This window comes from Paenibacillus sabinae T27, assembly GCF_000612505.1.
Taxonomy (GTDB): domain Bacteria; phylum Bacillota; class Bacilli; order Paenibacillales; family Paenibacillaceae; genus Paenibacillus_AQ; species Paenibacillus_AQ sabinae.
In genome coordinates, this window is the sequence record NZ_CP004078.1 from 2,402,043 (window position 1) to 2,414,149 (window position 12,107).

10 protein-coding genes are annotated in these 12,107 nt (G+C 52.7%); 8 read left to right on the forward strand and 2 right to left on the reverse strand.

Going from position 1 to position 12,107, the window contains the following annotated elements; all coding sequences use genetic code 11:
* Nucleotides 1-6 precede the first annotated feature (6 nt).
* The 4 genes from aroA to ptsP all read left to right on the forward strand — a co-directional run bounded on the left by aroA (nt 7) and on the right by ptsP (nt 5,593).
* A complete protein-coding gene (gene aroA / locus PSAB_RS11020; RefSeq protein WP_025334637.1) occupies nt 7-1,299 on the forward strand; it encodes a 3-phosphoshikimate 1-carboxyvinyltransferase in 1,293 nt (430 codons plus the stop codon).
* Between the two features lie 40 nt (nt 1,300-1,339).
* Nucleotides 1,340-1,780 carry a CoA-binding protein gene (locus tag PSAB_RS11025; RefSeq protein ID WP_025334638.1) on the forward strand — a complete coding sequence of 147 codons (441 nt, stop codon included), beginning with the start codon at nt 1,340-1,342 and terminating at the stop codon, nt 1,778-1,780.
* Nucleotides 1,781-1,961: 181 nt separating this feature from the next.
* Nucleotides 1,962-3,845 carry a glucose PTS transporter subunit IIA gene (locus PSAB_RS11030; RefSeq protein WP_025334639.1) on the forward strand — a complete coding sequence of 628 codons (1,884 nt, stop codon included), beginning with the start codon at nt 1,962-1,964 and terminating at the stop codon, nt 3,843-3,845.
* A complete protein-coding gene (gene ptsP, locus PSAB_RS11035) occupies nt 3,842-5,593 on the forward strand; it encodes a phosphoenolpyruvate--protein phosphotransferase (protein ID WP_025334640.1) in 1,752 nt (583 codons plus the stop codon). Before PSAB_RS11030 ends, ptsP begins: the two co-directional genes overlap by 4 nt.
* A 69-nt stretch (nt 5,594-5,662) precedes the next feature.
* On the opposite strand, the gene PSAB_RS11040 is transcribed toward ptsP, so the two are convergent.
* Nucleotides 5,663-6,322, reverse strand: a complete 660-nt coding sequence (locus tag PSAB_RS11040) for a L,D-transpeptidase family protein (protein ID WP_025334641.1) — start codon at nt 6,320-6,322, stop codon at nt 5,663-5,665.
* 231 nt (nt 6,323-6,553) lie between these two features.
* The gene (locus PSAB_RS11045) at nt 6,554-7,078 is read right to left on the reverse strand and encodes a type 1 glutamine amidotransferase domain-containing protein (RefSeq protein WP_025334642.1); all 525 of its coding nucleotides are present in this window, start codon (nt 7,076-7,078) and stop codon (nt 6,554-6,556) included.
* Nucleotides 7,079-7,325: 247 nt separating this feature from the next.
* Between PSAB_RS11045 and PSAB_RS11050 the strand changes: the two genes are divergently transcribed.
* The 4 genes from PSAB_RS11050 (at nt 7,326) to acsA (ending at nt 12,093) form a co-directional block, all read left to right on the forward strand.
* Nucleotides 7,326-7,772, forward strand: coding sequence for a hypothetical protein (locus PSAB_RS11050; protein WP_025334643.1), 447 nt, complete (start codon nt 7,326-7,328; stop codon nt 7,770-7,772).
* A 429-nt stretch (nt 7,773-8,201) separates the two neighbouring features.
* Nucleotides 8,202-9,212, forward strand: coding sequence for a catabolite control protein A (ccpA, locus tag PSAB_RS11055; RefSeq protein WP_025334644.1), 1,011 nt, complete (start codon nt 8,202-8,204; stop codon nt 9,210-9,212).
* Nucleotides 9,213-9,420: 208 nt separating this feature from the next.
* Nucleotides 9,421-10,119 carry a 5'-methylthioadenosine/adenosylhomocysteine nucleosidase gene (locus PSAB_RS11060; RefSeq protein WP_025334645.1) on the forward strand — a complete coding sequence of 233 codons (699 nt, stop codon included), beginning with the start codon at nt 9,421-9,423 and terminating at the stop codon, nt 10,117-10,119.
* 249 nt (nt 10,120-10,368) lie between these two features.
* On the forward strand, nt 10,369-12,093 hold the full coding sequence (acsA, locus tag PSAB_RS11065) for an acetate--CoA ligase (RefSeq protein ID WP_025334646.1): 1,725 nt from the start codon (nt 10,369-10,371) through the stop codon (nt 12,091-12,093).
* Nucleotides 12,094-12,107: the final 14 nt, after the last annotated feature.

The following is a 12,107-nucleotide window of genomic DNA, read 5'->3' on the forward strand; positions in this document are numbered from 1 at the left end:
AGAAACATGGACGTTATTGTAAGGCCTACGCCGGTACTAAACGGGGAAATCGGAGCACTTTCCTCCAAAAATTATACAACGCGCTATCTGCTGGTCGCCGCGCTGTCCGAAGGAACCAGCACCATCTATCACCCGGCGCACAGCGAGGACAGCGACGCGATCCGCCGCTGTATCCGCGATCTGGGAGCCGAGCTTACGGAGGATGACGAGAAGATTGTCATCAAAGGCTTCGGCCGGCGTCCCAAAGACGTTAAGGAGCTCAATGTCGGCAATGCCGGCGCCGTGCTGCGCTTCCTGATGGCGGTAGCTTCCCTGTGCCCGGAAGTGACCTTTGTGAATACATACCCCGACTCACTGGGCAAGCGTCCCCATGACGATCTGATCGACGCCCTCGGCCAGCTCGGTGTTGAGGTCGAGCATAACGAAGGCCGCCTTCCGATCACTATCCGGGGCGGCAACCCCAAAGGGGGACGCATTACCGTCTCCGGAGCGGTCAGCTCCCAGTATTTGAGCGCGCTGCTGTTTCTGACGCCGCTGCTTGAGGAAGACAGTGAGATTATCGTCCTGAACGATCTGAAATCGAAAGTGGTTGTAGGCCAGACGCTGGAGGTGCTGGAGCAGGCCGGTATCGTAGTTCACGCGGCCGACGATTATATGTCGTTCAAGGTGCCGGGCGGACAGTCTTATGAGGCCAAGTCGTATACCGTACAGGGGGATTACCCCGGCTCGGCAGCCGTACTGGCCGCCGCCGCCGTTACAAAGTCCGATGTAAAGATTCATCGCCTCGCCGAGAAGAGCCGGCAGGGGGAAAGAGCAATTATCGACGTGCTGCGTATGATGGAAGTGCCGCTTACCCACGAGAACGGAACGGTGCACGTACAGGGGAATGAACGCCTGAAGGCGGTCGAATTCGACGGAGATGCGGCTACGGACGCCGTGCTGGCTATGGTTGCCGCCGCCGTGTTCGCGGAAGGGACCTCCAGATTTTATAATGTGGAGAATTTACGCTACAAGGAATGCGACCGCATCACCGATTATTTGGCCGAGCTGAGCAAGGCCGGGGCGAAGGTCGAAGAACGGCGGGACGAGATCATCGTTCACGGCAGACCGGAAGGCGTCGAAGGTGGCGTTACGATCAACGCGCACTTCGATCATCGCGTCATTATGGCCCTCACAGTCGTCGGACTTCGCGCGGCGAAGCCGCTGCTGATTAAGGATGCGCATCATGTAGCCAAATCGTATCCGCAGTACTTTGACCATTTGAAGGCGCTTGGCGCGGATGTGGAGTGGGTAAAATAAAAGCGGCAGAAGGAACTTCTTAACAAAGGGGCTGAAATGTATGGCTTTTGAAAATCCGTCCAGGGAGCGGATCGGAGACATCCTGGCTTCCGCAGGCAACATCGCCATCGTGGGTCTGTCCGACAAGAGCGACCGGACCTCCTATATGGTTGCTTACGCCATGCAGAACAAAGGCTACCGTATTATTCCGGTCAATCCGATGGTCGATGGCGAAATCCTTGGGGAGAAGTGCTATCATTCGCTTGCCGAGATTCCTGAACCGGTCGACATCGTCAACGTGTTCCGCCGCAGCGAATTCTGTGCTGAGCTTGCCCGGGAGGCCGCAGCGATCGGTGCCAAAGTGCTGTGGCTGCAGCAGGGCGTTGTCAGCCAGGAAGCGGCCGAAATCGCCGCAGAGGCGGGAATGACGGCCATCATGGACCGCTGCATCAAGGTGGAAGAAGCGATTACGATGCAGGGGCGGACCCGGAAAACGCAGTAACGTCAGTGAAGAGAAAACGTCCTGAGCGAGAGGGAGGGACGTTTTTTTGTGCCTGCTTTTGCACGTTCAATCGAATGATATGGAATTTTATGGTATAATACAAAAATGTGCCGACTTATTCTTTTGACAAAACGGGACACAGGCCGTACCATTCAATGTAGTATGAAAGGAGAGATCCATTTTGAACTGGCTCGGATCATTGCAGCAGCTGGGCAGAGCCATTATGCTTCCCACCATGGTGCTGCCGGCGGCGGCCATTCTGCTCAGCCTGGGAAGCCTGCCATGGTCCGCTTGGGGGCTGGCTTCGGTAGCTGAAGTGGCAACCTATGCGGGACAGGGGATTTTTTATTATATGCCTTATCTGTTTGCGGTAGGGGTCGCCTGGGGGCTGTCCAATCAAGCCGGGCCCGCGGGACTTGCGGCGCTGGCGGGAATGTTCACCTATGACCGGATTGTGATGAAGCTGGGAGACGGCACATTGCAGCCCGCGACGCTGATCGGCATTCTGCTCGGAATTGTTGCCGGCATCGCCCATAACCGCTTTAAGAATATCAAGCTTCCCGAGGCGATCCAGTTTTTTGGGGGATCGCGTTTTGTACTGCTCTTTATGGGCTTGTTCTCCGCTCTGTTCGCGTGGGTGATGCTGGGCGTCTCCCCGATGATACAGCACGGTCTTGACGACCTGCTCCGCTTTGTCGACAGGACAGGAGGCTTCGGCTTGTTCCTGTACGGCGTGTTATACAGAGTGCTCACGGCCTTTGGACTTCATCATATATTGAACAATGTGTTCTGGTTTCAACTGGGAACGTATACAACGCCGGACGGCGCAGCCGTTCAGGGCGATCTGCCGCGGTTTTTTGCCGGCGATCCGACGGCTGGCAGCTTCATGGCTGGGCTCTTTCCGATCATGATGTTTGCGCTCCCCGCCATTGCGTTCGCAATTATTCAGGAAGCGCGGGAAGATTTGAAGCCGCAAATCCGAAAGACGTTCATGCGCGCGGCGCTGGTCTGCTTCCTGACCGGCGTATCCGAGCAGATCGAATTCGCCTTTCTGTTCGCTTCGCCATACCTGTTCGCCCTCCATGCGGTTATGTCCGGACTGGCCATGGCCCTGACTTATGCGCTGGGCATCCATCACGGCTTTTCCTATTCGGCGGGGGCCATCGACTTTTTCTTGAATCTGCATCTGGCCCGGCGCGCCTGGCTGCTGATCCCGATCGGTATCGTCTACGGGATGGTCTATTACCAATTGTTCCGCTGGGCGATCCGCCGCTTTCAGATTCCGACTCCAGGCCGGGAGGAAGGCTCCGAGCTTGGCGACTGGGCGGGGAATATCCCTTACCAGGCTCCGCTTATCTTGCAGGCACTTGGCGGCAAGGAGAACATCGTGCAGGTCCAGGCCTGCATTACCCGGCTGAGGCTTACGGTGCATAACGACCGCAAGATCGACATTGGAGCGCTCAAAAGCCTTGGCTCTGCAGGCATCATCAAGCTTGGCGGGGGCAATGTGCAAGTCGTCTTCGGCACGTACTCCGAGCTGATCCGCGAGGAAATCGACAAGCTCATGCTCCGCGACCTGCCTCAGGTGCTGTTCAACGCCCCGATGCAGGGTAAAATGCTGCCGATCGAAGAGGTCCCCGATCATATTTTTGCCCAAAAGCTGGTTGGAGACGGCGTCGCCTTCATTCCGGAAAAGGGAGAGCTCGTCTCTCCGGTATTCGGCAAAGTCATGCATATATATCCCACGATGCACGCGATCGGCATTGCGACGCCGGAAGGACTCGAGGTGCTCATGCATATCGGCATCAATACCTCCCAGCTGAAAGGTCCGTTTGAATCGGAAATCAAGGAAGGGGACAGCGTCGAACCCGGCCAGCTGCTGGTGAAATTCGACCTGGAATACCTGAAAGAGCATGCCTCATCGCTTGCCACCCCGATGGTGATTACTAATCCGGAACGCGTCAAATCCTGGAGCTACGCTCCGTTTAAAACTGTGAAAAAAGGGCAATCTTCGGTGATGTCCGTCGTATTGCACGAAAGCAATGTTGGAGGGGTAGAATCATGATACAAGGTATAGGCGCCTCAGCGGGTGTTGCCATCGGAAAGGCCTTCGTTCTGCCGAACTGGGAATGGAGCATGCCGGAGACGCAGGTGAATCCGGTCGATCTGGCCAAAGAGTTTGAGCGTTTATATGAAGGGATACGCACCTCCAAGGATGAGCTCGAATTTATCAAAAAAGAATTCAGGGAAGTCGTCGGCCCCGAGGAATCTAGCATTTTTGACGCTCATTTGGCGATTCTGGACGATCCGGTATTCATGAGCGAAATCCGCGGAATCATCGAGAGGCAATACAAGGCGGCGGAGGTTGCCGTCAAGGAGGCCATCGATCATTTTGTGGCCATGTTCGACCTCCTGGATGACGAATACATGAAGGAGAGGGCGGTCGACATCAAGGATGTCGGTAACCGGCTGCTTAAGCATCTGCTGGGGGCGCCTGAGGTCACGCTGCCTTCAGATACCCAGCCCTACATTCTGGTGGCCAAAGAGCTTTCCCCTTCCCAGCTGGCCCACCTGAATCCCGCTTACGTGCTTGGTATTGTGACCATGATGGGAGGCATGACGTCGCATTCTTCCATTATGGCCCGTGCGCTTGGCATCCCGCTGGTGGCAGGCCTGGAGAGCAAGCTCTCCAGCCCGATCCAGACCGGGGAGCTGCTGATTATCGACGGGGACAACGGTAATCTTTATGTAAATCCTGACCAAGCTACAACCGAACATTACAGTATTGTTCGCGACAGACAACGGGAGAAACGGCAACAGCTGGAGCTTCTGTCCTCAGTGAAGGCTCAGACCCGGGATGGAGTAAAGCTGCGCCTGGCCGGCAACATCAGCTCCGTGAAGGAGCTGGATCTGGCGTTGAAGTACGGCGCCGAGGGCGTCGGTCTGTTCCGGACAGAGTTTTTGTATATGGACCGTCAGAGTTTTCCGACCGAAGAGGAGCAATATGAGGTATATAAACTTGTGGCGGAGAAGGTAGGAGAGCATCCGGTTGTCATCCGAACGCTGGATATCGGGGGAGACAAGCATCTGGATTATTTTCAGCTTCCTGAGGAGCAGAACCCTTTCCTTGGCTACCGCGCCATCCGCATCAGCCTTGACCGGAAGGACATGTTCCAGACGCAGATGACGGCAATCCTGCGGGCGAGCGTTCACGGCAACATTAAAATGATGTTCCCTATGATCTCCTCAATTGAGGAGGTAAGGGAGGCCAAGGCCGTGCTTAAGGAAGTGAAAAAAGACTTGGACCGGCGCGGCATTCCTTACAACCGCAATTTGCAGATTGGCATCATGATCGAGGTGCCGGCCGCGGTGATGATCGCCGACTTCCTGGCGGAAGAGGTGGACTTTTTCAGCATCGGTACGAATGATCTGGTGCAGTATGTGCTGGCGGTTGACCGGATGAACGAGCAGATCGCTCATTTGTACCATCCGTATCACCCGGCTGTGCTTCGGATGATCCGCATGACTGTGGAAGCGGCCAAAGCAGCGGGTATCGGCATCAGCGTCTGCGGGGAACTGGCCGGCGATGAGCGTTCGCTTCCCCTGTGGCTGGAGCTTGGCGTAAGTGACCTCAGCATGTCGCCTCAAGCGCTGCTGAAGGTCAAGCACCGGACACTGAATACAGCGGCCTCCGAGGCCCGAAGAATCGCCAAACTCTGCTTCCGCAGCCGGGCTGCCGAGGAGAGCGAGCGGCAGCTCACGCAGTTCCTCGACAAGGCGATCATACAGCCTGTCGTTAAGGGCGACGCTTAACCAATCGACGGTTAACCTTTCAAAATATAGAGAACTGGGGGTCCGGCATGGTTGCCGGACTTTTTAGCTTCATTCAACCAACCCGAGGTGTAAATAATCGTGATATCCGGCAACGCCATCAACGGGCAGCCCATGCTTTTTTTCATAATGTTTGAGCGCTATTTCGGTTGTGCTGTTGAACCTGCCATTGCATTCACCATTGTAAAATCCAGCGCTCCGCAACCGGTATTGAATGATTTGAACGTCACCGCCGCTATCCCCCTTTGCCAAACTTCTGGGATTTTCGCCTAGTTTCCCAAGAACATGCCCTCCAAAGCTTATCCTGGTCCCCACTCGTACAAACTCATATAACTCCTCTACATCATGGTTGTGCATCCGGATGCATCCATGACTGGCATTATGGCCTATAGAATAGGGCCTGTTTGTACCATGAATACCGTAGGTTCCCCAGGGTACGTTAAGTCCTATCCACCGGGTGCCGAACCCTTTCCCCCAATTTTTGTATTTGTTAATAACGACATACTCGCCTACAGGTGACGGTGTTTCGGGTTTACCAAGAGCGATTGTATACTTTTTGATAAGTTGGCTATTCGAGTACAGGTACAGTTGGTGGTACAGAGGATCGATCCTAATCGATATTTTTTCTTGATTTTGAGGAGGCTCTGCCGTGGTGACTGGATTGGATAAGATGAACAAATGAAAAATCAGCAACATCTTATGCATGAACATAGGCTATAAAATCCTCCATTTCGGCATAATCATTGGTCTGTTTATTGTTTAGTTCCGTTACAGCTTCTATCCATGGTTTTGCAGGCGGTGTATCCTTGCCCCGTTTCTTATATTGTCAAATCACGCAAAATCTATCCCTGTACCTTGCCAGTTCCCCAATTCGCATAGTTAATAAAAAAGCAGCCTTCGGCCCGCTTTACAAAACGAGGGCTAAAGGCTGTTTTCATTTCGTTATTTCCCGGCCAGCGCGTCGCAGAAGGCTTTGCCGTACGGCGGGAGATCGGGAGGACGGCGGGCGGAGACGATATGGCCGTCGACCACGACCGGCTCGTCCTTCCAGATCGCTCCGGCGTTCTCCATATCGTCGCGGATGCCAGGAGTCGAGGTTACGGTGACGCCCTCCAGAATTTTGGCGGAGATCAGTACCCAGCCGGCATGGCAGATTTGCCCAATCGGTTTCTTCGACTCGTTGAAGTCCCGGATCAGCTTGAGGACCGCCGGATAGCGGCGGATCTTGTCCGGCGCCCACCCGCCGGGAACAAGGATGCCGTCGTAATCGGCAGCGTCCAGCTCATCCCAGGAGTATTCCGCGGTTGCGGGAACACCATATTTGCCTACGTAAGTCTTGTCTTTAATAAGGCCGGCAAGATGTACCTCCGCGCCTTCCTCTCTTACCCGGTAGACAGGATACCAAAGCTCCAAATCTTCAAATTCATCGTCTACGAGTGCAATTACTTTTTTTCCGTCCAGACGCATTTGACTTTAGCTCCCTTCTTAAGAACGTAATCCCGATTATTGTAGCAAATTTAAATTTTTAAGTCATCCGCATAGTAGAATTTACTATCATAAATGGTAATTTAATCATTTTATGCAAACAGGAAGGTTTTTTACAGGAGAACGCGAATATAAATCTAATGCATCCATTCGTTTGGACCAGCGCAGAATGTCTGTCCGCAGGCAGCTGCGAATATCCTTATTAATAACCATTTGTTGAGGTGTGATCATGTACAATGAAGGCCAACTGCATCAAACCTGCCGCTGCGGCGGAGAGATGATTATACATATGCATACGCTGATTTATAAAGGCAAAGTGAAAATAACCAATGTCCCTGTTTTTATGTGCCAGTCCTGCTTCCAGTATAAGCCGCATCCGGCGGTCAAGAACGATTTAAGCCGGCTGATTCAAGAGCTGGGAGGGAATCCCAAGAGAAGCCGCTTCTCTTTTACCGAACACAATGAGTGGGCTTCCGTAGTGAATGACACCTTTAACGATAACGGGGGAAGAGTGGAAGTTCTGGAACAGGCGGTTCAGCAGGCGTTGAGCGAGAGGATCGATCTGCTGCTGGATTTATTCCGGATTGCGTCCGAAGCAGCGGATAAGAAGTGGATGGAGGAGCTTGAGGACAGGCTGCTGAGACTGGTCCCGCATACCGTATCCCGAATTGTATAATCCCTTATGCAAAACAATGAAAATTTTTCAGAAACATTGGATTTTTTCGTCGATTTTTGATACCATAAAGAAAGAGGTTACATTTCTGTTTTAGCAGGAAATCTGATTAAAGCGGAAGCCTTACAACCTGTTCAATGATACCTGCGTGAAAGTCCGGAAAATCGGCCGGTAAACGATGATCGCCAAGGTCCTGTTTATGGCATGTGCAATGAAGAGAAGAATAGGTATCCGGAACTAGACAATCACGGCGCTTTTTGTTAAAAATAACAAGAAACCGTGTAACAAGTCCCTGTTTCGGCATCTTTGCTTCCGAACTGAATAGATTTCTGAAAGGAAATTGAAGCGTTATCATTGCACAAAAGTACAAATTATCGTATCATGATTTTAATTAGGTCGAACGATAAAATTTATGGCAATGGAGAGAGTAATTTGACGGTAACCATTTACGATGTAGCGCGTGAAGCAGGCGTATCTATGGCAACGGTATCACGGGTTGTCAACAACAATCCCAATGTGAAACCGCAAACCCGCAAGAAGGTGTATGAAGCGATCGAACGTTTGGGGTACCGCCCCAACGCCGTGGCAAGAGGTCTTGCCAGCAAGAAAACGACAACTGTCGGCGTTGTCATTCCTGATATATCCAATTCGATTTTTGCGGAAATTGCCCGCGGAATCGAAGATATTGCCAATATGTATCACTATAATATTATTTTGTGTAATGCCGACAAGCGTAAGGAGAAGGAAATCCGCGTGATCAACACCCTGCTCGAGAAGCAGGTGGATGGACTCCTCTTCATGGGCGGCACCGTGACGGATGAGCATATTCTCGCTTTCCAGACTTCGGCCGTTCCAATTGTGCTGTGCGCGACAAGCGATGAGAAGGGGACCTATCCTTCGGTTGATATCGATCATGAAGCGGCCGCCTTCGATGCGGTCAATACGCTGATTCGCCATGGTCACCGGGAAATCGCGATGATCAGCGGCACACTGCATGACCCGGCCAATGGTTTTTCACGCTTCCAGGGCTACAAGAAGGCGCTTGAAGCCGCCGGTATCGAATACCAGGAAGATCTTGTGCGCATCGGAAATTACCGCTATGAATCCGGCGTTGAAGCGATGAAGTATTTCCTGGGGCTGAAGAAGAAGCCGACGGCGATCTTTGCCGCAACGGACGAAATGGCGATTGGCGCCATTCACAGCATTCAGGACGAAGGGCTGAAAGTGCCAGACGATTTCTCGATCATTAGTGTAGATAACATCCGCATGGCTTCCATGGTGCGTCCGCTGCTAACGACGGTGGCTCAGCCGATGTACGACCTCGGCGCCGTGGCCATGAGACTTTTGACCAAGCTGATGAAGAAGGAGACCGTAGAGAATCCGCGCGTCATTTTGCCGCATGAGACCATTCTGCGACTGTCCGTCAGCCACGTTAACGAATAGTATGGACATCCCCCTGATGGGGCTGCCGGGCGGTTTACACCTGGATAAGTAGAATAGACTTAAAGTAAAAAGCTCCTTCACGGGGCTTTTTATGCTATATAAGATGAACTTCAAAAATGTAATCAGTGTAAGGAGTAACGAAGGGGAAGTTTGGAACTGTAGGAGCGATAGCGATCACCTATCTTTTTATTTTAAGGGAGGCCAGTTGATGGAAACGGTCATCGGGATCATGGGAGCTATGGATGAAGAAATCAAATTGCTGTTGGAAAATATGGAGCACAGCGAAGCTGTTGAAAAGGCGGGGATTACATACTATAAAGGCAACATCGGCGGGAAATCCGTTGTGGTCTCCAAATCGGGAGTAGGAAAAGTTAATGCCGCAGTCACCACGCAGATTATGATCGATGCGTTCGGCGCTGCCAAGATACTCTTTACTGGCGTGGCCGGAGCGCTGCATCCAGACCTTGAAGTTGGAGATATTGTCATCTCTTCCGAGTGCTTGCAGCATGATATGGATGTAACGGCGCTTGGCTTCCCTCGCGGGGTGATTCCCTACCAGGAGACCTCTGAGTTTTCGGCCGATCCGGAACTTGTGCTGCTTGCAGAGAGGGCTTGCCGGAAGCTGGATGTCCGCTATGTGACAGGGAGAGTTCTTTCGGGGGACCAGTTTATTGCCAGCCACGAAACGGTCGCGATGCTGCGGGAGCAGCTGGGAGGTGCCTGCGCGGAAATGGAAGGAGCGGCGCTGGCTCAAGTATGCTATATGAACGGTATTCCATTCGTTGTGATCCGCGCCATGTCCGATAAGGCCGACGGCTCAGCCGATGTCAGCTTCTCGGAATTTACAGTGACCGCGTCCCGGAAGTCCCATGAAATCTTGAGCGGCATACTGGATATGCTGCCTTAATACATAACCCGCTGCCCTCCCGTACGCTGCTGAACAGCTCATAGGAGGGCAGCGGCATTTTCGAACCCGATAGAAGTCATAGCAGAATAGGCGATTGCCGACTCTTTTTGGTATGAACAAAGGATGGATTGTAAGCGTTTGCTATGATATACTTGAATTCGACATAAAAAGTTCATAATTATAGCTTGACTTCAATGGTGCTTGAAGTGATTGGAACTTATACCATTCATGTGAGAGGGGGCAAAGGCAATGGGGCAGGTTCATCATCATGTTTTACCGGGACGGGCGCGGAATCCGAATTTGGCTGATTACGATCAGGCTGTCGCCCATTTTAAGTGGGAGGATGTGGAGCGCAACTTTACTTGGTATGACACGGGTAAGGTCAATATGGCTTATGAAGCGGTCGACCGCCATGTCCGTGAGGGAAGGGGAGAAAAGACGGCGCTTCTGTACAGTGATTCTGCACGGGACGAATCCTATACGTTTGCCGATTTGCAGGAGAAGTCGAACCGTTTCGGTAATGTCCTCCGCAAATACGGGATCGGAAAAGGGGACCGGGTATTTCTGTTTATGCCCAGGCAGCCTGAGCTGTATTTCAGTCTTCTCGGCATCCTGAAGGTCGGTGCGATTGCGGGACCCTTGTTCGAAGCGTTTATGGAAACTGCGGTCAAGGATCGGCTTGAGGACAGCGGCGCTGTCGCGTTGGTCACTACCCCGGATTTATTGCACCGTATAAAACGTGAGGAGCTTCCGGAGCTGCGTTATATTTTTCTTGTGGGCGGGGGCTCGGACCCTGAAAATGATGTGCTTGACTATGAAACGGAATGCGCTTCCGCGTCTACGGTGCTTGAGCCGGAGTGGCTCGGCCTCGAGGATGGACTGATAATGCACTATACCTCAGGTTCTACGGGAAAGCCCAAAGGCGTCTACCATGTGCAGCGCGCGATGATCCAGCATTACTATAGCGGCAAAGTCGTGCTCGATCTGCGTGAGGATGATATTTACTGGTGCACCGCCGACCCCGGTTGGGTCACTGGAACCTCTTACGGAATTTTTGCCCCCTGGCTGTGCGGTGTGACGAATGTTGTGCGCGGCGGCCGATTCAGTCCACGGGATTGGTACCAAACGATTGAACGTAATAAAGTAACGGTATGGTACAGCGCTCCTACGGCATTCCGCATGCTGATGAGTGCGGGAACCGAAAGTCTGAAAGGCGTCGATTTAAGCAGTCTGCGCCATATTCTCTCAGTCGGTGAGCCGCTCAATCCCGAGGTTATCCGTTGGGGTGACAAAGTGTACAGCCAGCGGATTCATGATACATGGTGGATGACGGAGACAGGCGGACAGCTCATCTGCAACTTTCCCGGAATGGATATCAAACCAGGGTCGATGGGACGGCCGCTTCCCGGCATTACGGCTGCGATTCTGGACGACAAAGGGAATAAGCTCCCGCCGTATACGATGGGCAATCTGGCCATCCAAACACCTTGGCCGTCCATGATGGACCGGATTTGGAATAATCCCGCCAAATATGAGGAGTATTTTCGCATACCCGGCTGGTATATTTCCGGGGACTCTGCCTATATGGACGATGAAGGTTATTTCTGGTTCCAGGGACGGGTTGATGATGTCATTAACTCCGCAGGCGAGCGGATTGGGCCGTTTGAGGTGGAGAGCAAGCTGATCGAGCATCCTGCGGTTGCGGAAGCCGGTGTTATTGGCAAACCCGATACCCTGCGGGGAGAAATCGTAAAGGCCTTTATATCACTCCGGCAAGGATATATCCCATCACCTGAGCTGAAGGCGGAAATTGCTTCATTTGTGAGATCAGGGTTATCCGCCCACGCCGCGCCGAGGGAAATCGAATTCAAAGATAAGCTTCCGAAGACCCGGTCCGGTAAAATCATGCGCCGCGTGCTCAAAGCGTGGGAGCTTCAACTGCCCGCAGGCGATCTCTCGACGATAGAGGATTAGAGGCGTAAACGAGC

Excerpts from the sequence above, each read along its gene's own strand:
- aroA (WP_025334637.1), top strand. The coding sequence starts at position 7 with ATGGACGTTATTGTAAGGCCTACGCCGGTACTAAACGGGGAAATCGGA.
- PSAB_RS11025 (WP_025334638.1), top strand. The coding sequence starts at position 1,340 with ATGGCTTTTGAAAATCCGTCCAGGGAGCGGATCGGAGACATCCTGGCT.
- ptsP (WP_025334640.1), top strand. The coding sequence starts at position 3,842 with ATGATACAAGGTATAGGCGCCTCAGCGGGTGTTGCCATCGGAAAGGCC.
- PSAB_RS11040 (WP_025334641.1), bottom strand. The coding sequence starts at position 6,322 with ATGTTCATGCATAAGATGTTGCTGATTTTTCATTTGTTCATCTTATCC.
- PSAB_RS11045 (WP_025334642.1), bottom strand. The coding sequence starts at position 7,078 with ATGCGTCTGGACGGAAAAAAAGTAATTGCACTCGTAGACGATGAATTT.
- PSAB_RS11050 (WP_025334643.1), top strand. The coding sequence starts at position 7,326 with ATGTACAATGAAGGCCAACTGCATCAAACCTGCCGCTGCGGCGGAGAG.
- PSAB_RS11060 (WP_025334645.1), top strand. The coding sequence starts at position 9,421 with ATGGAAACGGTCATCGGGATCATGGGAGCTATGGATGAAGAAATCAAA.
- acsA (WP_025334646.1), top strand. The coding sequence starts at position 10,369 with ATGGGGCAGGTTCATCATCATGTTTTACCGGGACGGGCGCGGAATCCG.